Here is a 24,863-nt window from a genome sequence, read left to right as displayed (position 1 = left end):
CGAAGCCCGTCAGGAAAGGCTGATGAAGCTGGCCGCCTGAGCTGCAAAAGCTTGTCCAGACAACCGGAGCCGATACAGATCAACTCGCCAGCCAAGTTGAGCAAATTGCTCAATTGCGGACAAATTTTGTCACATCTAGTCGCTTTTTGTTGGTCAAGCTCGCGGAAATAATGTCTCTCATTAAGCGGCTCGCAGAGCTGCGCACAACCCGGAGACAAGCCATGACCCGCTTCCTCGATGTACCCGCCACCAGCAAACTGATCAACCGGTTGGGCACACCACGGTTCCTGAACGAACTGGTCGACGCTCTGCACGCCGACTATCTTCGATGGGACGACTTCGACAAATCGCCGCGTGTCGCGTGTCATTCACGGGACGGAGTCATCGAGTTGATGCCCGTCGCGGATTCACAGATGTTCGCGTTCAAGTACGTCAACGGCCATCCGGTCAACGCGGCGCGTGGCATTCACACGGTGATGGCGTTCGGCGCCCTGGCGGACGTCGAGACGGGATATCCGCTGCTTCTTGCGGAACTCACGCTGACAACAGCATTGCGCACCGCCGCTACGTCGGTACTGGTTGCCAAGGCACTCGCGCGTCCTGAGTCCAGCAAGATGGCATTGATCGGCAACGGCGCGCAGAGCGAATTTCAGGCGATAGCGTTTCACACGCTGATGGGTATTGATGAAATCCGGGTGTTCGACGTCGACGAACAGGCAACGGCCAAACTCATGCTCAACTTATCGGTGTTTCCAGCGCTGCGGATAGTCCGAGCCGCCTCGACTGACGAAGCGGTGCGTGGCGCAGACATCGTCACAACGGTCACCGCTGACAAGACCTATGCGACCATCGTCACGCCCGACATGATTGAACCAGGCATGCACCTGAACGCCGTAGGCGGCGATTGCCCGGGCAAGACCGAGTTGCATGCTGACGTGTTACGCATGGGGCGAGTGATCGTCGAATACGAACCTCAGACGCGAATCGAAGGCGACATCCAGCAATTGCCGGCAGATTTCCCGGTCACCGAATTGTGGCGCGTGCTGCAAGGCAAAGCGGCCGGCCGCGAAAGTGCTTCGCAGGTGACGGTGTTCGACTCAGTTGGTTTCGCGCTAGAGGATTATTCGGCGCTTCGCTACCTCCCTCCTGCCACTGATCCAAAGAACCTGTTCGCATTACTTGGGAAGTCGAGCGAAACAGAGCCTGAACCCGCGCTTGCGCAAGTCGAAGCCATCGCATTCGGGCGGTGAGTCGAACACGGCCCCTGGTCTTCCCATTTATTCTTTACTTCCCGCAACTCATGACTCTTCCGTCGATTCAAGCACCCCCTGCTGTCGTCATGATCCGGCCACATCAGTATCTTCCAAACCCCGAAACGGCCGCGGACAACGCGTTCCAGTGCACCGCGCTGGAGAGCGGCGAGGCGGAGGCACGCGCGATCGCAGTGGCGGCATACGACGAAGTCACCGAGGCAGCGCGCACGTTATCGGCGACGGGTGTACGTGTGCACCTGTTCGACGATCACGGCGAGCACGGCACGCCGGATTCCGTCTTCCCGAATAACTGGTTCTCGACACATCCCGGCGGCCACATCGCGCTGTATCCGATGTATAACGTCAACCGTCGCCGTGAGCGCCGCGCTGACGTGATCGAGATGCTCAAGGCCGAATACCGCGTCCAGAACGTCATTGACTATTCGGGTCTGGAGTATGACGACGTATTCCTCGAGGGTACGGGCGCTATGGTGCTCGATCACATCGCCCGCGTTGCGTATGCCGCGCGTTCACGCCGCGCCGATCCCGTCGCGCTAGAACGCTTCTGCACTCATTTCAACTTCGAACCAATGTGTTTCGACACTGCCGACGCCGATGGCCGTCCGGTCTATCACACCAATGTGATGATGAGCGTCGCCACCGAGTTCGCGCTGGTAGGGAGTGAACTGATCCTCGACCCAGGACGCCGCGACGATATACATCGTCGTCTCGCGGAAACCGGCCGTACCGTCATCACCCTTGAGAACGCACAGATCGCCAGCTTCGCTGGCAATGCTCTCGAACTGACGGGCCGGGACGGACGAGTACTCGCGCTATCCCGTCGGGCATTCGAGTGCCTGACGCAGCGTCAGCGCTGGTTGATCGAGCGCTCCGCGCAATTGCTTCCGCTGGATGTGCCAACCATCGAGATGGCGGGCGGCTCGGTACGGTGCATGCTGGCAGGTGTTCACCTGGCGAGACGCAATGCCGTGAGTGCGATGCCGACGTAGTCGTGACTATCCGGTCGCTGTACCTCTCTGGCTGTCGGAGGTGCCGGCTATTCACCTCGCCTGCGGCATAACGAGCGGACGTTCGAAAACAACCTATGAGGGCTCCCTCATGGCCGGCTACACGCGTTCAGCCGCCTTTGTCCTAAGCAGCCGTTCAAAACCCTTCGCTCTGCGCAAATCGAAGCTTTTGCGGCGACATAGCTCAGCGGGTACAGCCGGCTTAAAGGGGGGCTTCCGGGCCACCAATTCCCCGATCGCGGCCGTTCGGGCAGGCGTTGCCTGCGCGCCTCGGAGGTCACGCAACCAGCCGGGAAGGCTCAATGTCACACCACCCGCAGGCCCAGTTCGGTAACCAGGACCGCCGCCTGCTGGAACGAGATCGTCGCGCCGCGAAACATTCCGGCGTCGACCAGGCGTAGGCCACTCAGATCCACTCCGCGTAGGTCTGCGCCGTCAAACCGGGCATCCTTCAGTTGGGCATTTCTGAGGCTGCCACCCTCAAAGACGGCGTCGCGAAAGTCCGCACCGGCAAGATCGGCATCTGAAAAGTCGAGATTCTGGAGCGTCGCTTTGCGAAAGGATAAACGACGCAAGTGTGCGCCGACCAGCAGCGTTTCCTCGAACTCGAGACCGAGCGTGGAGCAGTCCTCGATATTGGCGCCGGTCAGCTTGCATCCTTTGAAACGTGCCGAGCCGAGTTTCGCGCGCCGCCAGTTTGTATTGTTCAGATCGCTCGACTGGAACGTGGCATCCACCAGGTCCGCCGACCCGAAATCCGCCTGACGCGCGCGACATCTAATCCAGCGAGCCTGGGTGAGCGTCGCGCCGAAGAACGATGTCTCGATGATGGTGCATCGTTCAAACGTAGCGCTACGCAGGTCCAGTCGCGAGAGATCTATACCTTCCAAATCGCAGTCTTCGAAGTACAACGGATCCTTCGAGTCCGCGATCAGTTGCTGAATGTCGGCGCGACTGAGCGTCTGGTTCGATACTGTCCGACCGCATTCAGACGTCGTAGTGTGATCCCGTGTCATGTTGGGACGCTCCTGTCAAATTCATTGGTCACAATTTGACTCGAAGTTTATCGAAGCAGACTGGCGCAACGCTTCCCAATTCACGCCTTTTGAATGTTGATTCAAACCGAATCGCTACCAGCAGCGCTCTGTGGCGTCATACATGGCGCCGAAGACTCAGTGAGCACGTCGTCGACGAGCATGGGAGATATGATGGTGCACTGAAAGCGGACCCGTTTGCGCCATTCAGCTAATGCTCGCGAATGTCACCAACTTGCGGGCTGAACGGACGCTCGGCGTCGTCGAGGATGTAGCGGCGCGGGCTGTCGCCCTCCGGCGCTTGGCGTGATATCGGCATGCGCAGTCCAGCACAATTCCAATACGCTGGCGCCGGTGACAGTTTGTTAGCGCGTCAACCGAGCGCCTTTACTCGCCCTTGCGTGCACTGAAGAGTGGCAGCATCCAGAGTGATTTGACCCACTGCGCCCAAAGCGGCGCGGCGTCGTGCGGAATGACTGATTCGGCGCCCAGCGGCGAGCGAGCGAGCAGTTGTTCAAAAGTTGCTTCCGCTATCCGGCGCCCCTCCGTAAAGCTCATAAAAGCGGGCACCAGTCGGTTCAGTGCAATCGGATCCGCGAGCAGCCCACGCAACGTCTGCTCGTCCATTGCTTCAAGCTGCAGTTCGTACTCGATTTGCAGCGTGCTTTGCAATTCCGCCAAAGTCAGCATGTCCGCCTCCCGGGTTATCGACGAAAATGGTTCAGCGCCTGTTCGCGCAAGCCGCCTGGACAGTTCGCCATCGAGGAACCGGCGGTGGCAGTCGACTCGGCCAGGCTGCCCACCCGAGCGCATTGCGTGCGAAACGGGTTTCATCGGTGACTAGTATGGACGCATTTGTGCGTTGCAGCAAAGCCAATTTTTCTTCAGCTGATACGCGCCGGCAGGAGCCGGTTTGAGCCCACATCGCGAGGCAGTTATCAGGCTCGCTCAGCTCGGCGGTTTTTAATTTATTTCGAACAATGGGGGGCGTCTGCGTATTCCGGACGAACGTGACCGGCCGTTTCGGGATGGTGACCGGCCATTTCGGCAACGTGACCGGGCATTTCGGGAACGTGACCGAGCGGACCGGAAGGCAGGATTGGCGTTGCGCATGACATCAACCACGCGGGCTATGCTCGCCGGCTTTTGCCGGAGAGAGCATGCCCGCGCACCGGATGAACATGCGCATGATCAAGGACGTTTTACGACTTAAATTCGACGGCGGCTTCTCGCACGATCGGATCGCCGCGTCACTGGGCATATCCAAGGGCGTGGTCACGAAGTACATCGGACTAGCCAGTGCCGCCGGGCTGGACTGGGCAAGCGCCTGCGATATGGATGAAGGTGAACTCGAGCGGCGGCTTCTCGGCAAGCCCACGGGGCCAGCAGCCTATGCCCAGCCCGACTATGGACGCATTCATCAGGAGCTACGTCGCAAGGGCATGACGCTGACGTTGCTGTGGGAGGAATACCAGGCTGAGTTCGCGGACCGGCAGACCTACCGCTATACGCAGTTCTGTGGGCACTACAAGGCGTTCACGAAACGCCTGAAGCGCTCGATGCGTCAGATTCACCGCGCCGGCGAGAAGCTGTTTGTCGACTTCGCCGGGCCCACGTTGCCGCTGGCGAGCGGGCGCCGCGCGCACATCTTCGTCGCGGCTATGGGCGCATCGAGTTACACGTTCGCATGTGCGACGCCCGCCGAGACGATGGAGGACTGGCTGGGCGGCATTGCTCGTGCGCTGACCTTCTATGGCGGAGTGCCGCAGCTGATCGTGCCGGATAACCCGCGCGCGATGATTGCCGATCCAGATCGCTATGAACCTCGCGCCGGCGACACCGTGCTGGACTTTGCGCGTCACTACGGCACGTCATTCCTTCCTGCACGCGTATATCGTCCGCAGGACAAACCGAAGGTAGAGGTTGCGGTCCAGGTGGTCGAACGCTGGATCATGGCGCGCCTGCGTCATCACCGGTTTGAGTCGGTCCACTCGGTCAATGAGGCGATCCACCCGCTGCTCAGGAACCTGAATGAGAGGCCGTTCCAGAAGCTGCCCGGATGTCGCGCCAGCGCATTCGCCCAGCTGGACGCGCCGGCACTGCAGCCGCTGCCAGCACAGCCGTATGAGCTCGCGCGCTTCAAGACGGTGACGGTTCACATCGACTATCACGTCGACATCAACAAACACCGCTACAGCGTGCCGCACGCCCTGGTCGGTCTCAAACTCGATGCGCGCATCACGGCGGGCGCTGTCGAACTGCTGCATCGCGGTCGTCGTGTCGCCAGCCACGCACGCAACGACAGCGCAGGTGGCTACACCACCGTCGTCGAGCACATGCCGGCGGCGCACCGCGCTCATCTGGAGTGGACGCCGCAGCGGCTGATTCATTGGGGACAGCAGATCGGCGCAGCAACCGGCGTGCTTGTTACCCGGCTGCTGCAGGAGCAACGCCATCCGGAACACGGCTATCGGGCGTGCCTCGGATTGCTCTCGCTCTCACGTCGCTATGGCCGCGAACGTCTCGAAGCCGCCTGCGCGCTAGCACTGGAGCTGGGCGTGCATCGCTACCGCCACGTGCGCGACATCCTGATCAACAACCGCGACCGCGCTGCAGTGGCAACGCCTGCCGACTGGATCAGCCCAAGCCACGCGCATGTACGCGGCCCCGGCTACTACCAATAAAGAAGACTCACCATGATGATGCAACAGACACTGACGCAACTGCGCACCCTGAAGCTGGACGGTTTCGCTGACGGCCTCGAAGAACAACTGACGCAGCCCGGTGCGGCCAGCCTGAGCTTCGAGGAACGCCTGTCACTGCTGGTCGACCGGGAAGCCAGCTGGCGTGATGATCGCCGTCGTACCCGACTACTCAAGCAGGCGCGCCTCAAGTATCCGCAGGCCGCCATTGAAGATCTCGACACGCGCGCTGGCCGTGGCGTCGATCCGCGCTCGCTCACAAGCCTCGCGCTCGGTGACTGGGTCGAAGCCGGCTACAGCCTGCTCATCAGCGGCCCAACCGGCGCTGGGAAATCGTGGCTCGCTTGCGCCTTGGCCCAATACGCTTGCCGGCGCGGGCATTCAGCCTTGTATCTGCGCGTGCCGCGCCTTGGCGAGGAGCTTCGCGTTCTGCACGGCAACGGCGGCTTCACAAAATGGCTGCTGCAGGTTGCCCGCGTCGACGTGCTTCTACTGGACGATTGGGGAATGGCGCCCCTCGATGCGATGGTTCGAAACGATCTGCTCGAGATGATCGATGACCGCTCGGCGGGAAAGGCGACCATCATCACCAGCCAGTTACCGATTGAGCACTGGCATGGATGGATCGGCGACGAGACCATCGCCGACGCAATGCTCGACCGTCTCATGCAGCGTCATCACCGGATCACGCTCACCGGTGAATCCCTCAGAAAAGCATCCCCAAAACCCAACGTCCAGGAGCCCGAACTCGACCAGAATTAACAAGGAAATCTACAATCAACACCGCGCAACGCCCAACCCCGCCGAATCGGTCACGTTCCCGAAATCGGCGGTCACGTTCGCCGAAATGCGCAGCGTCCTTTCAAACATCCTGCTTTGCCCACCTAAAGACGACTTGCGTGCCGTGCAAAGCGCTGGTCTCTCCGACTTGGATATTCCGCCGGGTGCCCTATACTTAAAACGAGCCGCGCGGAAGCCGGCCCCTGATGCAGAAGCGGATGAGAAATCATTCATTGGGGCGCGGTAGCGGGGCCACGGAAACGCCTGTGTGGACAACACGGGCGTTTTCTTTTTGTGGCCCGATACGCTGCTTTGAAAATTGACCTGCGTGTCACGCCCGTTGCCAGATCTTCACGTGCCCAGCGATCTGAGCAAGGTCAGGCATCGCCTTGCCGGCCCGTTCAACTGGCACCGTGATGTGTGCGGGGTTCTGTCGCCGTAAGGCAAGCGCCTGGCTCACGGCAAGTCACACTGCCTTATCTTGCTCCTGTGCCGGTGCCTAGTGGCGCCCGCCATGACCTCCGCTGTGGCCCCCGCCCTGCTCGAAGTGAGCGTGACCATGGAACCCATGGTGAAAGCCGTCGTCATGGTCAAAGTCGTCGAAGCGGTGGAAACCACCGCCGAGGAATACGCATGGCTGGCCGCGTGACGGACACCCGGCATAGAACTCGCACGGATAAGCCGGATACGCCGAGCAAGTGTTGTAATAACCCGGCGCCGCCGCGCAATCAATCGCGCCAAGCAGCAGTCCGGCAAACAGAACCTTTGCCTTCATGATGCAAACCTGCCATATCCCGTTCTCTCAATACTCACCCACACTATTCACAGCCGCTGTCATGGTCCCTGACCGCCGATCCGCTGCCGGTGCATCGACGGTATGACTGAAGTCTATACCGATCCAGTGGATCACCAGACTTGCGGGTAAAGCTCAGTCTGGAAGGACGCGAATTGCCTGCCACGAGTCATTCTTGCCTTCAGACGCCACGGAATAATGAAGAGCCGGTCACGTCTGGCGAGTTCCGCGACCGGCTGAGGTGAGGTCCTTCGTCTGGTACTGAGATCGATATCGTCTCAATGGTCAGCGACATCGCGAGCCCAGAGAGCCGCGCACTGCCGGCTATTGTCCGTGCTGCATGGACGCTCGCTCCCTGGAGCCGCCTACTGGAGCGATGATCCCGAAAAGCCCATTGGTTTCCTTGTTAGGACCGGCCGAGAAGTACAGCGTGTCCGGGCTCGAATTGTGGCCGCCACCGAGTGTCAGAGTCCACAGACCGTCGATAGCCAGTGGATTGCCGAACTCATTCTCCAACTGATCGACGAACGTGCCGTCATTGTCGAAGACATTGATTCGACCATCGCCGAAGTTGCCAATGAGAATCTTGCCGCTGAAGCGGCCGAACGCAAACGATGCGCGCGCGATACCCCACGGCGAGTCGAGCGTCCCTCGGCTTGCAAAGCGACGCAGCAGATGGCCGTCGGTATCGAATACGTCGACGAATCCACGACCGCGGCCTGCATCGTCGTCGTGCTTCTGTTTGTCCTGCTTTGCGTAGGTGACGAAAAGGTCCCCATCGATGTTCGCGATGCCAAACGGGGCATAGCCGGCTGGGATGTTCGGGTCGGCGAAGCCGCCGTCGGTCGTCGCGGGCGTGAACAGGCCGTCTGACCCGTTCGGCCCAAATACATCGATCCGACCCGAACGGAAGTTCGTCGCAAACAGGAATCCGCCTTGCGCATTCACTCCGAATACGAGTCCCTTGTAGACAGCCCCGCTGGCCGCGGAGGGATTGGCCGAGTTGTCGACCGCGATGACGGCGTTGTTCGCCGGATTCACCCCGCCGGCCCAAGCTGAAATCGTGCCATCTTCAGTTGCGAAGATGAATACGGCTGGAGTCCTGGTACCTGGCACGAGAAACGCAGACGAAGAATTCCATACAATCCCGGTTGGCGCCGCGGGCGTGGGATTCGGTGGATTCGTGGGAAGGACGGGATGACAGGTGCCGGCCGGTATGACGTTGCCTGGCAGCGGGATGGCGACCTGCAGCGTCGTCACCTTTGTCCCCTCGCCGTCATACAGCGTGGAGCAGCCGGTGGCATTGTCGTTGATCCAGAATGGACTTCCTGCCGGACTAAAGGCAATACCCCAGGCGTTCTGCAGGACCCCGTCGACCTTCGGGGCAGCGCCTGCCACGTTGGACACGAGCGGTGTGACGACATAGGCATCATCAGCAGCGGCATGCCCGATTGTGAAACCGGCGACGAGCACGATCGCAGCCGCCGCTTTGAAACCACGCGAGATCTGAGACATAGCTACCCTCCTCGGCACTGGCGAGAAATCGCCGCAAGCTAAACGACCGAGGGACTTCATATATTCCCCCTCTACACCAGAAACTCCGCTAACCACCCGATGGGATCGCGCTCCCACACCGTGCTGACGGATCCAACGCGACAAAAGGTCATGAGACTGGCTGAGCGGCGGCGCTTTCCGGTCTGTGCACAATGGAGGCAATCGTCCGTATCTTGTGCGCTCGTTCACGAGCCTTATCGTGCCACCTCCTCCCGCCAGGAAGACCGGTGGCACAGATGTATTTATCGATCGAATAGAGGATACTCGACGCGAGTACGGAGCGGGCTCCTTCCAGCTGGAGGTCCACGGCCAATCTATTGTGAACTGACTCAGATCAACTCCTTCCACCTCATGTCTGCGACACTCCCGGTGGTTGAGGTGCCAGTGGTTCAGGTTGCGGGAGGTAGGTCAATTGCACGTTTTACATCAGGTGTGCGACTGGCTTGGGTGAACCGCGTTCCGTCTCTGGGAGCCAGATGGCCGCGCCGAGACTACATGCGCAAAGGTGTGCGGACGGGAGACGGTTGTGAGTTCTGAAAAGCAATCAGCTGGTTCAGACGAAGCGACGGGCCTTGGCGAGACTGCCCCGGCTCGGGAGCGCTATCACCTCATGCTGGACATCGACGGTGACTTCGCGATTTTCATGCTCGACGCCACCGGGCGTATCGAGACCTGGAACCCTGCAGCCGAGCGCATCACAGGCTACAGCGCTGCTGAAATCGTCGGCAAGCCGCTTTCAGCGCTTCACTTCCCGGAACCCCAAGGGACACCCCCCTTGGACGAGCTTCTGTTCCATGTGGCCTCGGTCGGGCACGCCCGCTACGAAGGTTGGCATACCCGCAGGGACGGGACCCGATTCTGGGCAAACGTAATCATCAGCGCGCAGCAGCGTAAGCAGGGCGACCTGGCCGGTTTCGCCGCTGTTGCGCTCGATGCCTCCGAGCGGCATCTCTACGAGCAGAAGCTACGCCAAAGCGAAGAGCGACTCCGGCTGATGATCGACAGCGTGCGCGACTATGCCATCTTCATGCTGAGCCCCAGCGGCGAAGTCACGTCGTGGAACAGCGGGGCGCAAGCGATCAAGGGATACGTGGCCGAGGAGGTGCTTGGACGCCATTTTTCCGTTTTCTACACGCCTGAGGATCAGGCTGCCGGCCTGCCTCAGCAGTTGCTCAGTGCCGCGGCCGTGAACGACCGGGTTCAGGCGGAAGGCTGGCGGGTACGGCGCGATGGGTCGCGCTTTTGGGCGGACGTGATGATCTCTGCAATCCGTGACGAATCCGGCACTCTGCGCGGCTTCACGAAGGTGACCCGTGATCTGACCGAACGTCGCCGCTTTGAGGAACTCGAGCGGATTAGCGAGGTGGCAGCGGCTGCCGAACGCGCCCGAGAGAGCGAGAAGGCGCGCATTGCGAGGGAACTGCACGACGATCTGGGCCAGCAGCTGACGGCGCTGAAGATGTACGCCGCCGAACTCGAACACGCGACAGCCGAGGGGCGGAGCACGCCAGAAATGGCATCACGCGCTCGAACCCTTGCCTCGCAGATTGATGGGATGATGGTCGCCGTGCGGCGCATCGCGGCAGACTTACGACCAACGTTACTAGATGACCTGGGACTGCTACCCGCCATTGAGTGGCTCGCAGACGACTTCGGCCGACGCTATAAGGTAAAGACACGCATCCAATCGTCGGTTGGCGCAATCGAATTCAATGAAACCGCCGCGACGGCCATCTACCGTATCGTTCAGGAAGCACTCACGAATGTCGCCCGGCACGCACAGGCTACTGAGGTTTCAATCAACATCGAGGTTGCAGAGGGTCATTGTGTGGTTGGTATTAGTGACGACGGCATCGGTGCCCCGAGCGGACTTGCAAGAGAGAAGGCGTTTGGTTTCCTCGGCATACGCGAGCGAGTGCGGCAATTAGGCGGAACCGTGACCTTTGAAAACGGCAAGAACGGTGGATTCTGCGTGCAGGCTGAGTGGCCCGCAGAAGCCGTTGCCCGCCTATAGCCTCACAGGAGCGCGATTTCGTCCCCGAGCCGCACGAAGAAAACGCGAAACTACCCGTTTTCGCATGTCGTTACCCTTCCCGGGTTGCTGCCAGGCCAATGCCGCGCAAGCTGAAGGGCCGAGTTTTCCGAACGGCCAGTCTACTCGGCGGTTTCACACAGCCCCGGCCCTCGCCGGCCGTTGAAGATAACGAGCGATGAATGGACCCTTCCGATAATTCCCGCCGTCGGCGGCTCAACCACAACCGCCCAGCGAGTCACTCGGCGCCGATGGTGGTCACGGGCACCCACTTGCCGCCTTTCACCTGATAAAGCGTCGAGGTGGGGTGTTTCAGATCACCGTACGAATCGAATTCGATCTTTCCGGTGATGCCGTTGTATTGAATCGTTCGCAACGCCGGCATAAATACCTCAGGTTTTGCGGAATCTACCTGCTTCATCGCGCTGATAGCCACCCCCGCGCAGTCGTAGGCGAATGGCGCGTAAGTCAAGGTATCCGCGCCAAATCGTTTTTTGAATTTTTCCGCGAACGCTTTACCCTGGGGAAGGGACTCGACCGGCCGCCCGTACTCCCAGGCCATTGCGCCCTCGGCAGCACTGCCGGCAACGCCGAGGAAGATGCTGTCGGCAATGCCACCGCTTCCTACGAACTGCGTGCGCATGCCGAGTTGCCTCATCCGCCTGGTAAGAAGGGCCGCCTGGTTATCAAGGCCGGCAAAGTACAGGAGGTCCGCGTTCGCCGCCTTGATATTCGTGAGCTGAGCGTTGAATTCAACGGCCTTGTCGTTGGTATATTCCGAAGCGACGATATGGCCGCCGGCCGCGATGACAGCCTTCTTGAATTCCTCCGCGGCTCCCTGGCCAAATGCCGTACGGTCGTCCATCACTGCAATGCGCTGCGCCTTGGTGACCGCTACCGCGTAGTTTCCTGCATTGCCGGAGTTCTGCGCGTCGGTGGCGATAATTCGGAAGACGTTCTTCAGCCCTTGCCTGGTGATGGCCGGGTTCGTGGCGGCGGGGTCTATCAACGGAATGCCGGCCTTGGCGAAGATCGGCGACGAGGGCAACGCGACTCCGGAGTTGTAGTAGCCCACCACGACGACCACTCCATCATCGACGAGCTTCTGGGCAACCTGCACGCCAATGCGCGGGTCACCCTGATCATCGACGGAGTCCAGCTCGAAGTGGACCTCCTGCCCGCCCAACTTCGTGTGCTGGGCGTTGGCTTCCTCGACGGCGAGGCGAACACCATTCTCGATGTCCTTGCCGTTGGCGGCTCCGGCGCCGGTCAGCGGGGCTGATACGCCGATCTTCACGACCTGCTGTGCAAACGATTGGCTGCTTGCGAGCAAAATGGCGACGGCAGCCAGCCCAGCCGTAAAGCGTTTACTGGAGGTGTTGAGCATTGGTTCACTCCTGGGTGTGCGGAAGACCTCGCGAACTCCAGCTTCGAGGGCGTGCAGGCTACTGAGTATTGCGCAAATTGGATTGAATGGGTTGGGCAAACGTGCTGCGCTCTTGGCTCGTGAGGTCGAGGGGCGGCGCGCAGGCACGCCGACAGGCTGTCGATCCGGGTATCTACGGGTTGGGTGCGATGTTCAGTGCGTCGGCGCATCTGGCCGGATCAGCTCCCGACGCCGGAGCTCAACCCAGAATTCGGGCGGAATATCGGCCTTGAACGTCCGCAGATTTTCATCGAGTTGCGCGAGACTTCGCACGCCCGGAATGATTGTTGGAATCGCAGGATGTCCTACCACGAACTGCAATGAAGCCGATTTGAGTGGAACGTTGAATTCACGGCACACCTGCTCGATCCTGCGTACACGATCCAGAATCGGCTCGGGCGCCGGTGCGTAGTTGTACTTCGCCCCAGCAACCGCACCGGTCGCCAGAATGCCGCTGTTGTAGCCGCCGCCGACGATCACCGACACTTGCCATTGCTCGCACATTGGCAAAAGGGTGTCGAGCGCGTCCTGTTCGATCAGCGTATAGCGACCAGCCAGCAACAGGCAGTCGAAGTCGACGCGCTCGATGGCTTCCCGCGCCGCCTCGCATTCGTTCACGCCCACGCCGATCGACTTGACGACACCTTCATCGCGCAGGCGCAGCAGCGCCTTCGCTGCGCCTGACATCGCGGCTTCGAAGATGTCGGGCTGACGGCTTCCATGGGTATATACGTCGACTTCGTGAATCAGTGCGATGTCGATGTGCGCCAGCCCCATGCGCTGCAGACTGTCTTCGATCGATCGCATTGTCCCGTCATAGCTGTAGTCGAAATGCCACTCGAACGGCAGACCATCGACCCACGGCGCGAAGTCGATCTCGGCGCGCTTGCGCGGCTTGAGCAGTCGTCCCACCTTGGTCGAAAGGACGAGCTGATCGCGCGGATACCAGCGAAGACCCTGGCCGCAACGCGCCTCGCTCAAACCGTGACCATAGCTGGGTGCAGTGTCGAAATAGCGCACGCCCGCATCCCACGCCGATTTGATGAGCGCAGCGGCGTCCTCTTCGGTGATCGGCCTGAAAAAGTTGCCGAGCTGGGCCGCGCCGAAACCCATCACGGTCGTCTCGAGGCCGGAACGCGGCCACTTTTGCTTTGCGACAGGATTCATCACCAGATATCACCAGCAGTAAAACCATTCGTGAAGGGATCGCTGGGATCCAGCACGTAGGTACTGAAACCATAGATCCACGATTGTCCCGAGACTGTCGGCACGACGCCCTTGTACTCGCCGATCATCACTTCCTCGACGAGATTGCCCGTATAGATGACACCGAGCATGCCTTCATGACGGAAAGATTCGTTGAGTTTGAGCTTTCCTTTCGCGTACAGGGTCGCCATTTTCGCGCACGTCCCCGTCCCGCATGCGCATCGATCGAGCGCACCAGTCCACGTGGCAGGATTCTCAAAGTCGATCGGCGCGTTTTGAACCGTCACAGTATTGCGCCAGTCTGCATTCGGATTGTCGGTAGGGCCGGAGAGCTGGGACACGGTAATCCCGATGCCAGGGTAATCCGGATGCTGGACGGGCAGTTGGTCCTGAGCCGCCTTCAGAATCAGAGCCGACACGCGCGTGATCTCGCGCCCCTGTTCCGGGACCAGCTTCAGACCGTCGAACTGACGTACATCCGCGATGACATAGAACATTCCACCCCACGCCACGTCAACCGTGACCTTGCCAAGATGCGGCACATCGATGACCGCGTCCAGATGGGCTGCAAAAGCGGGAACGTTTTTGAAGGTCACCTGCGTTACCTTGCCGTTCCTGCATTCCGCCTTGATACCGATCAGACCGGCGGGCGCTTCCAGAAAGAACTCCGTAACCGGCTCGTGCATCGCGATCATCCCCGTTTCCAGCAGCGCGGTGGCGACGGAAATGGTGTTGCCGCCGCTCATCAACGGATACTCGTTCTGCTCCATGATGATGTACCCGGCAGCAGCATCCGGATGCTTTGCGGGCACAATCAGGTTGCAGCAAACGGGGGGGTACCCCCGCGGCTCTTTCAGCATCAGCATCCTGATCTGATCGTCATTTTTCTCGAGCCACCGCATTTGCTCATACACCGTGTTGCCCGGAATATGGGGGACGCCACCCGTGATTACACGCATCGGCTCGCCGGAATGGGTCTCAACCGCCTGGAACATTCTTTTGAAACTCATTGGTAACGCTCCTCCAAGGAAAGCGTACCGAGGCTCCACGCAGATTGGCCGGATCAGTTCTTTTTTTGCGGCGCACTCGATATGCTGCTTCAGAGTACCAAGTCCAAATTCGCAATAGCAGGAACATTTTCTTGGGGAAAATCCAGACTTTTAGTAATGAGTCGACGCCGCGTCGCTCTTTAGCGGTTGGGACGGTGGGCAAGCCGGCGACCTCCTCGGGTCCGCCGCCGAAAGGTAGCATCTCCTGGCAACGCAAGCGGACCACGTGGCCTGTGATCGTCACTCTCCGGCTAAAGCACCGCGCGCTTTCAGTTGCTGACCTCGGAACGTTCGAGAGAGTTGAGTAGCCTCCATTCAGGCGGCCGCCACGATCACGACTTCGATGAGTTTCTCGGGCTGAGCCAGCACTGCACCCACGGTGGCGCGAGGCGGCGTATGGCCGGGCACGACCCACGCGTCCCAAACTTCATTCATTGCGGCGACCTGCGACATGTCGGAGACGAAAATCTGACAGGAGAGGATGCGCGACTTGTCCGACCCATGTTCCGCAAGGAGCGCATCGATCGAGGCCAGTACCTGGCGGGTCTGCCCTGCCATGTCCTCGGTTATATCGCCAGGCACCTGTCCTGCCAGATAGACGATGCCCTGATGTACAGCAACCTCGGAAAGGCGTCTTCCTACGTGAGCGCGCCTGATTTCAGCCATTGCTTCGTTTCCTCATTCACGACAAGAAAGAATTAGCGCTCCGGACCAGCGAGTGCTGCCTGATACTTGATTGCCGAGACAACCCCAATGCGACGGAACGGCTCAGGCGGCAGCCAACTCGGGCCCTCGAGACTGAGCGCGTCAGACAGGTATGGTGATTGTGCGCCCATGGCCATCTCACCCAGCAGCTTGCCGTAGGTGCTTCCCTTCAGCACGCCTGCTCCATTACAGCCTAAAGACGCGAACAATCCCGGTCGCAACTCGCCGAAGAACGTTGCGCCATTGCGCGTCAATGCTGTCGTTCCACCCCACACATATTCGAACTTGTGAGACTTCATGTTTGGGTAGCGGCGCTGATAGCTGCTCGTCAATTGGTTCAGCGTATCGGCGGGCGATTGTTCGCGTTCGTAAGAGTAGGCACTTCGCACCATGAATCGGCCACCCTGCACGCGTCGCAAGGTCGTACCGAGACGGTTCGCCGGAATCACGCCCCACTCCTCCGAATTGCCAAGCTTTTTCAGCTCGGACTCCGGTAACCGCGGCGTGAGAGCCGCGTATGTGAAGATCGTGATAAGTCTGTCGCGCAGGATACCCAAGGATTTTGCGAATCCATTGTTCGCCAGCACGATCCGATCGGCGGTGTATTGCGCGCTACTGCTTGTGACGCGGAATGGTGACGACTCACTCAGCGAAACAACCGGCTCGCCCTCGACCAGCACAACGTTTGAAGGCAGGGAATCCGCGAGGCCACGAATAAGAGCTGCAGGCTGAACGAATACATTGTTTCGTGAGTGGTAGCCAAACGTGTAATAAGCCGTCCCGAGTTTTTCCTGCAGTGCGTCGCGGTCGAGTACCTCAAAACTGACACCCCATTGGCGGTACTGCTCCAGCGAGGCGATGAGGTTCTGCACGCCCGCGTCGCTCGCCGCCGCATGGAACTTGCCAACCGCGTTCCAGTTGCAATCGATCCGGTGTTCCCGCACCAGCCCTCCGAGCCAGTGCAGACCCTCATCGTAAAGACGTAGCTGCTTGCGGGCGACCTCCAGCGGGCTGGTATGGCCGCCCATCCTGGTGTTGTGGGGAACGTTGATGACGAATCCCGAATTGCGCCCCGCAGACCCTTCACCGATTGTCGATGCTTCCAGCACCAGCACCTGCTCGTCGGGTCGCAATTCGGCAATGCGGCGCGCCGCGGCCAAACCGGTATATCCGCCGCCAATCACGATCGAGCCAAATCTTCGGACGGGAGTCGACCTAGCCCCAGTTCGCTCGGGAAGCATGGCGTTCCAACCGGAGCCATGCTGATACGTCGGATATTTCCCAGCAGCGTCTACGGGAAGTGAAGAAGGTGTCTCGGCATTCATAGAGTGGTTGCTACCATCAAAGACGCTAACTGAACGGCGCCCGATGCGCCCCGCGACAGCACAGCGAACATCATCTCGGGCAGTCGCATCATCTCGTTCGCATGTCCATCCAAAGATGGCTTCCCAATGATTCTGGCTGTTCCCATATTGCCGACGCATGCGCCGTGTTCTCGTAACATCACGATTCGTGATGCCGAGATTCAGTACGGTTTCTTTTGGCGCGATTTGGTACCCGGCGAAGCAGCATCGCGTCTGGCAACGCGGTTCGGGACGCCGAAGACTGAGTCTCAACGCTCGCCTGGAGCGGTGGACATGCCGTCCCGCAGGTTCAATTTCGCACTCTGCAAAATTGCGCGCCCGCAGCAGTGGAACATCCCGAGTTATTCCCGCGTCTCCAGCCCGAGCCGCCACGTTAGATTCCCGCGAGCACGCATCTCGCATCGCGCATGGAAATAATCCGTGAAATAGATGCGCGGTCGTGCAAGCAGGCTGCCCAGGAACCTTCGTTCCTGCATCTCATACGCGCGGTCATCGAGATCGGAGCGCTCGTTCCGCACGCGCACGCCGTCCGCGAGAAACCGGGACCTCGCTGCGCCTAGCACAGCGAGGTCGATGTCGCACGCAAAGCGATCATCGGGTTCTTCCGGCGCGCCGGTATGTTGGGTGGCGAGGATCATTGCGCAGATGCGCTCGCACGTGGCCATGCGATCGTCGGCCGAGCGGCGAAGCCAGTCCGCGCTGCGCGGCTCGTTGTCCCCTGCGCCTGGAACATAGATCACGTCGTGGCACCACAGCGCAAGTTCCACGAGATCGGGATGGGGGATGATGTTGCGCACCAGATCGAAATAGCGCAGACAGCGGCGAATGTGACGCAACGTGTGATAGTGACGAATGGGTTCCCCATAGCGTTGCGCGAGATCGGCATAGACAGCCTCGGCGCGCGCTCCCCCGTTGCGCGACCATAACTCGACGAAGCGTCCCTGCATGTCTGTCATTTCTGCTCCTTTGCGCACTTTGTCACCCCACGGCTGCCCGACGCTCGCTGCAGCTAGATACTCAGAGAAACTCCGCGCGAATGTCGATGCTCGAGCGCTGGCCGATATCCGCGTAGTGCTGCGCGAGCCATGCATCGGCTTCTTTTCGACCGTTGTCGCGCAGTTCGCACAGGAAATCCCAATCCGCGTTGTATTTGCTCGATGCGCTGAGCGCGCACATCGCGGCGTCCGAGCGGATCGAATGGATCAGCATTTCCTTCATCTCGTCGCGAACGAGTTTGCCTTGCTGGATCAGGTCGGTGACGAACGCGATCGCGCGCATTTCCCGCATCAGCGACGAGTTGAAGCTGATTTCGCTGACGCGATTCAGAATGTCGGCCGCCGTGACCGGCACGCCGGGGCGCACGAGCGGGTTAATGTGGACGATCACGACGTCGCGCGTCTTGCAGTGATAGATCAGCGGATAGATTGGCGGGTTGCCCATATAACCGCCATCCCAGTAGTGCTCGCCGGCGATCTTCACAGCATGAAACAGCGTCGGTACGCAGGCGGAGGCGAGCACGGCATCCGAGCACATGTCCTCTGCCGTGAAGAGGCGTATCTTGCCCGTCTCGACGTTGGTCGCGCACAGGTACAGCAGAATTGGAGATGCCTCGCGCAGCGCCGCAAAATCGACCTGGCTTTCGAGCACTTCGCGCAGCGGATTCAGGTTGTGCGGATTGAACTGGTAGGGCGAGAACACCCGCAACATCATGTCGGCGACCGCGTACAGCGGTGAATGATCGAGCCCGAAACTATGCGAGGCCTTGAGCCACGGCAACCAGCGCAGCGGGTTGTAGCGTTCGGCCGACTGGGCGACCGCCCGCCAGAAGTCGTGCAGCGCCTGGCGCGCACCACTCTCGCCGTCCTTCAACAGTCCGTAGGCGAGTACCGCGCCATTCATCGCGCCGGCACTGGTCGCGCTCACGCCTTCGATCTCGAGCCTGTCGTCTTCGAGTAGCCGGTCGAGAACGCCCCACGTGAACGCGCCATGCATTCCGCCGCCCTGCAGAGCCAGCGCAATCGACCTGGGCGCCGCCGCGTCGTGGCTTCTTGTTCGATTCGTCGCCATAGGCCACCTCCTCGGCCGGTACGGTTATCCACGCACGCCATCGATCGTTCGCGCATTGCTCGATCCAAGCGCGTCGAGCAATGCGCTGGCTTCTTGCAAGTCGCCGGTGTCGAAACCCTCTGTAAATGTGTCGAACACCTCCGACAGCACTTGCTTCGCCTCGCCCGCTCTGCCCGCACGCTGCCACAGGCGGGCCAGATTCGATGCCGCGCGCAGTTGCAGTGCTCTGGCGCCCTGCGCGCGAGCCACCTGTATCGCCTTGAGAAAGCAGGCTTGCGCCTCATCGCTGCAAGCGATTACACGGTCATCGTCCCTCACCGAACCGAGCAGCATGACTCCCTTGAGCCGATGCAATTCGGCCTCGTAGTAATGCTCGCCGGTTGCCTCCACGATCGCCATGGCCTCCCCGAGCGTGCGCAAGCCCTCCTGGGCGTCGCCGGCCCTCCACTGGCAGTCGGCAAGGGCCGCCAGAAAGTACGAGCGCTGATCCTCGCCGCCAACGGATTGTTCGGCCCTCAGCCCTTCGCGAAACTGGGCGATACCGTCCTGCGGACTTCCCGATTGGACCCGCGCCCAGCCTGAAAAGATGTTTCCCCAGGCGAGCCAGTACGGCAAGCAGTGTTCAGTCGAGACAGAGATGGTCGCTTCGGCTCGTTCCCGAACCAGAGGGGTCTCGCGCCGCAGCTGATGCAACTCGGCCGCGTAAGCCAGCGAAAACGCGAGCGTCGGCCCGTAGGCGAGCTTCTGCGCAAGCGCGAGCGCATCCGTGCTGCGCTTGCGCGCCTGATCGGGATATCCCTGGAGCCACAGCACGACGGTCAGAAAGTTCAGCGCGCGGATTCCTGGATCCACGCCATGTGCGAACACATGGGCCTGATGCCGCTCGGCATCATAGAGAGTGAGCGCCTCCTGCAGGTGCGCCGCGGCGGCACCCAATTCGCCCTGCAGGAACATGCAGGCACCGAGTGCGCCGTGTGCCTCCAGGAGCCAGTCCGCATCCTGTGCCTGCTCCGCCATGTGAAGCATCCGCTCTCCGAGTTCGCGCGCGGTAGCGTACTGCGCGCGCGAATAATGGTGGATTCTCAATCCAAGCAGCGCCCCGAAAAGTTGCGACGTCTCACCCAGCTGTTCGCACAGCTGGCGCGCACGCGTATAGGTCGCGCCCACCTCCGGCGATCCATAGCCGCGCACGTCCATCAAGGCGGGGCCCAGCGATAGCAGCAGCATCACCTCACGAGACGCACGTGCCGGCGTATCGGGCAATCGATCGAGCAAGCCTAATGCGGCACCGAGGTGATGCATCGCATCCAGATGAGCGGCATGCCTGAGCGCCTGCTGCGCGGCACTGTGCAAGTACTCCACGGCCTTCGGAATATTGCCGCTCAGACTGTAGTGATGCGCGAGTTCGCTGCAGTAGTCTGCGATCCGGGTGGGGAACAGTGCCTCGATGGCTTTCGCGGTGCGCTCGTGCAACGCGCTGCGCCGCTCGGTCAGCAGCGAGTGCCCGGCCACTTCCTGCGTCAACGCATGCTTGAACGAATACTCCACCTCCGGGTAAGCGGGCCGCTCGTAGATGAACTCCGCGGTTTCCAGGTGGGCGAGCAGCTCGCGCAGATCATCGTCCGTGCGTGCCAGCTCTCCGCCGCAAATACGCTGGATCAGACTGAACGGGAACTCCTTGCCGATCACCGCGAGCGTCTGCAACAGCTCCTTCTCCGCAAGCGGGAGCCGATCGATACGCGCGGCGAGCACGCCTTGCACCGTGGTCGGAATGTGCAGCGCGGTGGGAGTTCGTTCGATCCGGTAGTGCCCCGGCTCGCCGAGCAGGCACCCCTCTTCCGCGAGCGTCTGCACCACTTCCTCCATGAAGAACGGGTTGCCTTCCGTCTTCTCGAGGATCCGCTGCTTGAGCGGCAAAAGCGAGGCATCGTCGCCGAGCAGGGCCGTGAGGAGCCCATGGGCCTCTTGCGGACCAAGCGATTCAAGCCGGAGCTGACTGCAATTCCATGCTGGCTGATATTCCGGCCGATAATTCACCAGCAGCAGGATACGGCTGCCCGGCACGCGCTCGACGAGATAGACCAGGAAAGCCTCGGTCTCCCGGTCCAGCCATTGCAGGTCTTCGAACAGCAGCTCGATCGGCTGGCTTTGGCTCTCGCGCGTCAAGACCTGCGTGATCGCATCGAATGTCCGGTCCCGCCGAACCTTTGGATCCATGTCCGCCAGCGTGGAAGCGGATTCGCCCGTGCCGAGCAGATACAGCAGGTAAGGCACGAGATCCTCGAAACTGCGCTCGAGCGTCAATACCTTGCCGATGACTTTTTCCCGGCAGCGTCGCTCGTCGTCGCGCGCGGTGATCTGAAAATAGCTCTTCATGAGTTCGATCAACGGCAAGTTGGCAAACGCCTTGCCGTGCGAAACAGAAAATGTCTCCAGCACCAGACATCCTCGCCGCGAACGCTCCTTGAACTCGTGAAAGAGCCGCGACTTGCCGACACCCGCTTCGCCGACCACGCCGACGACCTGCCCCCGCCCTGCCCGGGTCGCTTCCAGCATCTGGTTCAGGTGTGCCATTTCGGCCTCGCGCCCGACGAACCGCGCGAGGCCGCGATGCGCGGCCAGTTGCAATCGCGTGCGCAGCGCACCGGGGCCGAGCACCTCGTACACAGGTAGCGGTTCAGGGATGCCCTTGACCTGGGCCGCCCCCAGCGGCTTGAACTCGAAATAGCCCTCGGCCAGCTTGTGAGTCGACTCGCTCACCAGAATGGACGTGGGCGTGGCGATGCCTTCCATGCGCGACGCGATGTGGATCGTGTGGCCGACCGGGTCGTAATCGGTGTGCAGATCGTCGGTGCGGATCGAGCGCACGACGACCTCGCCCGTGTGTACGCCCACGCGGACCAGCAGAGGAATGCCTTTTTCCAGGCGTACACGGTCGCCGTGCCGCCGCATCGCCTGCTGCATCCGTAACGCGGCGAAAAGCGCTCGCTGCGGATGGTCTTCGTGGGCGATCGGCGCGCCAAACAGCGCGAGGATGCCGTCACCCAGCGATTTGGCAACGTAGCCCTCGTAGTAATGGACGGCTTCCATCATCAGCGCGACGACGGGCTCGATCAGGTGATGCGCTTCTTCCGGGTCGAGACCATGGATCAAAGCCGTGGAACCGGCCATGTCGGCGAAGAGCGCCGTGACGGTTTTGCGTTCGCCGGCCGTTTGCCCTCTTGCCTCCATCGCGACGTGCTCGGCACGGATACGCTCGGCAAGATGATGGGGCGTGTAATGCACTGGCGCAGGCGGCGGTTCCTGAGCGAAGCTCGCCGGCTCCGCCTCCGGCGCCGGCGCTTCGCTGAGCGGCGCCCCGCACTCACTGCAGAATCGCGCGGTTACCGCCGCCTCACGCCCGCAACGGGGACACACACACGTCAGCATGGACCCGCAGGCTGCGCAGAATCGGGACCGGCTGAGATTGTCGAACCCGCAGTTGGTGCAGCGCATATAACCTCTTTGTGGCCAGGGACCAACATGGGCCCATTATGCGCCGGATGCACCGAGGCAAGAGGCCCGCAATCCAGCTGGCTTTGCGCCCGAGGCATATACTCCCTCCTAGTATTCGTCTATACTGCCCCATAGTATCCACATATCGATGCTGTCATGCCTCATTCCCCCGAAGAAAAGAAGCGCGTGCTGACGCGCGTGCGCAGGGTTCGCGGCCAGCTGGACGCGCTCGAGCGCGCGCTGGAGCAAGGCGCCGATTGCGCTCCGGTGCTCCAGCAACTGGCGGCGATCCGCGGGGCGATCAACGGCGTGATGGCCGGCGTGCTCGAAAGTCATCTTCGCGAGGAGTTCACGCATCTCGCGGGATCCGCGGATGCCTCGTCCGGGTCGATCGATGATGTCGTGACCCTCGTTCGAACCTATCTGCGCTAGTTCATTGCGGGAATTCCAGGCCGCAGTTGGCTGCCATTTTTTAACGGGAACATTATGAAATCGCGTGCTGCAGTTGCGTTTGCGCCAGGTAAGCCCCTCGAGATCGTCGAGGTCGACGTCGAACCGCCTCGCAAGGGCGAAGTGCTCATCAAGATCACGCATACCGGCGTCTGCCACACCGATGCCTTCACGCTCTCGGGCGACGATCCCGAAGGCCTCTTCCCCGTCGTGCTCGGTCACGAGGGCGCTGGCATCGTCGTGGAAGTGGGTGAAGGCGTGACCAGCGTAAAGCCCGGCGATCACGTGATTCCGCTCTACACCGCGGAGTGCGGCGAATGTCTGTTCTGCAAGAGCGGCAAGACCAATCTGTGCGTGTCCGTGCGCGCCACCCAGGGCAAAGGGGTGATGCCCGACGGCACGACCCGCTTCAGCTACAACGGCCAGCCCATCTATCACTACATGGGCTGCTCCACGTTCAGCGAGTACACCGTGGTGGCCGAGGTGTCGTTGGCCAAAATCAACCCGCAAGCCAATCCCGAGCAGGTGTGTCTGCTTGGCTGCGGCGTCACCACGGGTCTGGGCGCGGTGAAGAACACCGCCAAGGTGCAGGAAGGCGATACCGTCGCCGTATTCGGGCTGGGCGGCATCGGTCTCGCCGTGATCCAGGGCGCAAAGCTTGCCAAGGCGAGCCGCATCATCGCCATTGACACCAATCCGGGCAAGTTCGACCTGGCGCGCGCCTTCGGGGCAACCGACTGCATCAACCCCAAGGACTATGAAAAGCCCATCCAGCAGGTCATCGTCGAAATGACCGGTTGGGGCGTGGACCACAGTTTCGAATGCATCGGCAACGTCAACGTGATGCGTGCGGCGCTCGAATGCGCGCACCGTGGCTGGGGCCAGTCAGTCGTCATTGGCGTGGCCGGCGCAGGTCAGGAAATCTCCACCCGTCCGTTCCAGCTCGTGACCGGCCGCCGCTGGCTGGGCACCGCCTTTGGCGGCGTGAAGGGCCGCTCGGAACTACCGGGCATGGTGGAAGACGCGATGGAGGGCAAGATCCAGCTCGCGCCGTTCGTCACCCATACCAGGCCGCTCTCTGGCATCAATGAAGCCTTCGATTTGATGCACGAGGGCAAATCGATCCGGACCGTCGTTCATTACTGACACTGAAGGATGACCGCGGCATTGGGAAAGCGCCGGGAACATCGCCGGCGCCGCCGCTCGTGGCAGCGGCTAGCCGCGTGATCTGCAGTTGCTCATACGCGAGGCGCCGATGCCTCGCGTATCCATTGCCAAAGGCAACAAGAACGTGCCCAGCGCCGCGCCGACACGAGAGTCCGCGGTAGCGAAGCCGACTCCGATCCCACGAATCTCCGTTGGAGATACTTCACCCGGATAGACGCCGCGGAGCGTGGTGGAAATCCCGTTACGTTAACCAGCGAGAAAGTGCGCGCCACGACGTTGAAGTCGTGGCGCTGCAGCAATGGGATAAGCTACAAATCCAGAATCAGATCCGAAGTCGGACGGCTGCAACACATCAAGCGCATGCCCTTCTCGATTTCACGCGGGCGAATGCCGCCGTTGTGCTTCATGTCCACGGTGCCTTCGAGTACCTTCGTCTTGCAGGTTCCACAAATGCCCTGGCTGCATGACGACGGCAGGGGCACGCCGGCCTTTCGCGCAGCGACGAGCACGGTCTGTGACCCGTCCATCGAGAAGCTGCGACCCGAGCGCGCCAGCTGCACCGTATAACCTACCTCCCCGCTCGCTTCTGCGCCAGGCTCCGCGACCGGGCCTTGAGCGCACTCCACAGTCTCCGCAAAGTTGAAGCTCTCCTGATGATATCGGGCAGGGTCGTGCCCGCCCTCCACAAGCATCTTTCTGGAAGCGTCCATATAGCCGCCGGGGCCGCAGATGAACACCTCGCGATCGCGGTAGTCCGG

The 24,863-nt window shown here is 61.0% G+C and carries 20 protein-coding genes; 8 read left to right on the top strand and 12 right to left on the bottom strand.

Features of this window, described 5'->3' with window-relative positions:
• The first annotated feature begins 221 nt into the window (after positions 1–221).
• Positions 222–1,250, top strand: coding sequence for an ornithine cyclodeaminase (locus EVC45_RS39335; RefSeq protein ID WP_129963508.1), 1,029 nt, complete (start codon positions 222–224; stop codon positions 1,248–1,250).
• 50 nt (positions 1,251–1,300) lie between these two features.
• Positions 1,301–2,263, top strand: coding sequence for a citrulline utilization hydrolase CtlX (gene ctlX / locus EVC45_RS39330; protein ID WP_129963507.1), 963 nt, complete (start codon positions 1,301–1,303; stop codon positions 2,261–2,263).
• A 323-nt stretch (positions 2,264–2,586) separates the two neighbouring features.
• Here the strand turns inward: ctlX and EVC45_RS39325 are convergent, their stop codons facing one another.
• On the bottom strand, positions 2,587–3,297 hold the full coding sequence (locus EVC45_RS39325) for a pentapeptide repeat-containing protein (RefSeq protein WP_129963506.1): 711 nt from the start codon (positions 3,295–3,297) through the stop codon (positions 2,587–2,589).
• A gap of 405 nt (positions 3,298–3,702) precedes the next feature.
• Complete coding sequence (locus tag EVC45_RS39320) at positions 3,703–4,005, bottom strand: hypothetical protein (protein WP_129963505.1); 303 nt, start codon at positions 4,003–4,005, stop codon at positions 3,703–3,705.
• 470 nt (positions 4,006–4,475) lie between these two features.
• Between EVC45_RS39320 and istA the strand changes: the two genes are divergently transcribed.
• The 3 genes from istA (at position 4,476) to EVC45_RS47785 (ending at position 7,446) form a co-directional block, all read left to right on the top strand.
• Positions 4,476–5,999 carry an IS21 family transposase gene (gene istA, locus EVC45_RS39315; RefSeq protein WP_129963504.1) on the top strand — a complete coding sequence of 508 codons (1,524 nt, stop codon included), beginning with the start codon at positions 4,476–4,478 and terminating at the stop codon, positions 5,997–5,999.
• 12 nt (positions 6,000–6,011) lie between these two features.
• The gene (gene istB, locus EVC45_RS39310; RefSeq protein WP_129963503.1) at positions 6,012–6,779 is read left to right on the top strand and encodes an IS21-like element helper ATPase IstB; all 768 of its coding nucleotides are present in this window, start codon (positions 6,012–6,014) and stop codon (positions 6,777–6,779) included.
• A gap of 532 nt (positions 6,780–7,311) precedes the next feature.
• A complete protein-coding gene (locus EVC45_RS47785; protein WP_306770853.1) occupies positions 7,312–7,446 on the top strand; it encodes a hypothetical protein in 135 nt (44 codons plus the stop codon).
• A 468-nt stretch (positions 7,447–7,914) separates the two neighbouring features.
• Here EVC45_RS47785 and EVC45_RS39305 read toward each other — a convergent pair whose 3' ends face one another.
• Positions 7,915–9,105, bottom strand: a complete 1,191-nt coding sequence (locus EVC45_RS39305) for a TIGR03118 family protein (RefSeq protein WP_129963502.1) — start codon at positions 9,103–9,105, stop codon at positions 7,915–7,917.
• Positions 9,106–9,670: 565 nt separating this feature from the next.
• Between EVC45_RS39305 and EVC45_RS39300 the strand changes: the two genes are divergently transcribed.
• A complete protein-coding gene (locus EVC45_RS39300) occupies positions 9,671–11,158 on the top strand; it encodes a PAS domain S-box protein (RefSeq protein WP_129963501.1) in 1,488 nt (495 codons plus the stop codon).
• A 256-nt stretch (positions 11,159–11,414) separates the two neighbouring features.
• Here EVC45_RS39300 and EVC45_RS39295 read toward each other — a convergent pair whose 3' ends face one another.
• The 8 genes from EVC45_RS39295 to EVC45_RS39260 form a co-directional block, all read right to left on the bottom strand.
• A complete protein-coding gene (locus EVC45_RS39295; RefSeq protein WP_129963500.1) occupies positions 11,415–12,563 on the bottom strand; it encodes a branched-chain amino acid ABC transporter substrate-binding protein in 1,149 nt (382 codons plus the stop codon).
• A 192-nt stretch (positions 12,564–12,755) separates the two neighbouring features.
• A complete protein-coding gene (locus EVC45_RS39290; RefSeq protein ID WP_129963499.1) occupies positions 12,756–13,769 on the bottom strand; it encodes an aldo/keto reductase in 1,014 nt (337 codons plus the stop codon).
• Positions 13,769–14,818 carry a proline racemase family protein gene (locus EVC45_RS39285; protein ID WP_129963498.1) on the bottom strand — a complete coding sequence of 350 codons (1,050 nt, stop codon included), beginning with the start codon at positions 14,816–14,818 and terminating at the stop codon, positions 13,769–13,771. The genes EVC45_RS39290 and EVC45_RS39285 overlap by 1 nt, the downstream gene beginning before the upstream one ends.
• A 354-nt stretch (positions 14,819–15,172) precedes the next feature.
• Entirely contained in the window at positions 15,173–15,523 is a 351-nt protein-coding gene (locus EVC45_RS39280; RefSeq protein ID WP_129963497.1) for a RidA family protein, read from the bottom strand.
• Between the two features lie 32 nt (positions 15,524–15,555).
• Positions 15,556–16,887, bottom strand: a complete 1,332-nt coding sequence (locus EVC45_RS39275) for an FAD-binding oxidoreductase (protein WP_129963496.1) — start codon at positions 16,885–16,887, stop codon at positions 15,556–15,558.
• A 380-nt stretch (positions 16,888–17,267) separates the two neighbouring features.
• A complete protein-coding gene (locus EVC45_RS39270; protein ID WP_129963495.1) occupies positions 17,268–17,882 on the bottom strand; it encodes a hypothetical protein in 615 nt (204 codons plus the stop codon).
• Between the two features lie 61 nt (positions 17,883–17,943).
• Positions 17,944–18,993, bottom strand: coding sequence for a patatin-like phospholipase family protein (locus EVC45_RS39265; RefSeq protein ID WP_129963494.1), 1,050 nt, complete (start codon positions 18,991–18,993; stop codon positions 17,944–17,946).
• A gap of 24 nt (positions 18,994–19,017) precedes the next feature.
• A complete protein-coding gene (locus EVC45_RS39260; protein ID WP_129963493.1) occupies positions 19,018–22,488 on the bottom strand; it encodes an adenylate/guanylate cyclase domain-containing protein in 3,471 nt (1,156 codons plus the stop codon).
• Between the two features lie 156 nt (positions 22,489–22,644).
• Here EVC45_RS39260 and frmR point away from each other — a divergent pair, with 156 nt between their 5' ends.
• A complete protein-coding gene (gene frmR / locus EVC45_RS39255; RefSeq protein WP_129963492.1) occupies positions 22,645–22,920 on the top strand; it encodes a formaldehyde-responsive transcriptional repressor FrmR in 276 nt (91 codons plus the stop codon).
• A gap of 54 nt (positions 22,921–22,974) precedes the next feature.
• Entirely contained in the window at positions 22,975–24,084 is a 1,110-nt protein-coding gene (locus EVC45_RS39250) for an S-(hydroxymethyl)glutathione dehydrogenase/class III alcohol dehydrogenase (RefSeq protein ID WP_129963491.1), read from the top strand.
• 329 nt (positions 24,085–24,413) lie between these two features.
• On the opposite strand, the gene EVC45_RS39240 is transcribed toward EVC45_RS39250, so the two are convergent.
• The coding region (locus tag EVC45_RS39240; protein ID WP_129963490.1) for a 2Fe-2S iron-sulfur cluster binding domain-containing protein at positions 24,414–24,863 on the bottom strand (450 nt) is incomplete at its 5' end.

The organism is Paraburkholderia sp. UYCP14C (assembly GCF_004197395.1).
Lineage (GTDB): Bacteria > Pseudomonadota > Gammaproteobacteria > Burkholderiales > Burkholderiaceae > Paraburkholderia.
This window is presented reverse-complemented; position numbering and strand designations above follow the sequence as displayed.

Bases quoted from the DNA above. Each gene is read 5' to 3' on its own strand.
- EVC45_RS39335 (WP_129963508.1), top strand. From the start codon at position 222: ATGACCCGCTTCCTCGATGTACCCGCCACCAGCAAACTGATCAACCGG.
- ctlX (WP_129963507.1), top strand. From the start codon at position 1,301: ATGACTCTTCCGTCGATTCAAGCACCCCCTGCTGTCGTCATGATCCGG.
- EVC45_RS39325 (WP_129963506.1), bottom strand. From the start codon at position 3,297: ATGACACGGGATCACACTACGACGTCTGAATGCGGTCGGACAGTATCG.
- EVC45_RS39320 (WP_129963505.1), bottom strand. From the start codon at position 4,005: ATGCTGACTTTGGCGGAATTGCAAAGCACGCTGCAAATCGAGTACGAA.
- istA (WP_129963504.1), top strand. From the start codon at position 4,476: ATGCCCGCGCACCGGATGAACATGCGCATGATCAAGGACGTTTTACGA.
- istB (WP_129963503.1), top strand. From the start codon at position 6,012: ATGATGATGCAACAGACACTGACGCAACTGCGCACCCTGAAGCTGGAC.
- EVC45_RS47785 (WP_306770853.1), top strand. From the start codon at position 7,312: ATGACCTCCGCTGTGGCCCCCGCCCTGCTCGAAGTGAGCGTGACCATG.
- EVC45_RS39305 (WP_129963502.1), bottom strand. From the start codon at position 9,105: ATGTCTCAGATCTCGCGTGGTTTCAAAGCGGCGGCTGCGATCGTGCTC.
- EVC45_RS39295 (WP_129963500.1), bottom strand. From the start codon at position 12,563: ATGCTCAACACCTCCAGTAAACGCTTTACGGCTGGGCTGGCTGCCGTC.
- EVC45_RS39290 (WP_129963499.1), bottom strand. From the start codon at position 13,769: ATGAATCCTGTCGCAAAGCAAAAGTGGCCGCGTTCCGGCCTCGAGACG.
- EVC45_RS39285 (WP_129963498.1), bottom strand. From the start codon at position 14,818: ATGAGTTTCAAAAGAATGTTCCAGGCGGTTGAGACCCATTCCGGCGAG.
- EVC45_RS39280 (WP_129963497.1), bottom strand. From the start codon at position 15,523: ATGGCTGAAATCAGGCGCGCTCACGTAGGAAGACGCCTTTCCGAGGTT.
- EVC45_RS39275 (WP_129963496.1), bottom strand. From the start codon at position 16,887: ATGAATGCCGAGACACCTTCTTCACTTCCCGTAGACGCTGCTGGGAAA.
- EVC45_RS39270 (WP_129963495.1), bottom strand. From the start codon at position 17,882: ATGACAGACATGCAGGGACGCTTCGTCGAGTTATGGTCGCGCAACGGG.
- EVC45_RS39265 (WP_129963494.1), bottom strand. From the start codon at position 18,993: ATGGCGACGAATCGAACAAGAAGCCACGACGCGGCGGCGCCCAGGTCG.
- EVC45_RS39260 (WP_129963493.1), bottom strand. From the start codon at position 22,488: ATGCGCTGCACCAACTGCGGGTTCGACAATCTCAGCCGGTCCCGATTC.
- frmR (WP_129963492.1), top strand. From the start codon at position 22,645: ATGCCTCATTCCCCCGAAGAAAAGAAGCGCGTGCTGACGCGCGTGCGC.
- EVC45_RS39250 (WP_129963491.1), top strand. From the start codon at position 22,975: ATGAAATCGCGTGCTGCAGTTGCGTTTGCGCCAGGTAAGCCCCTCGAG.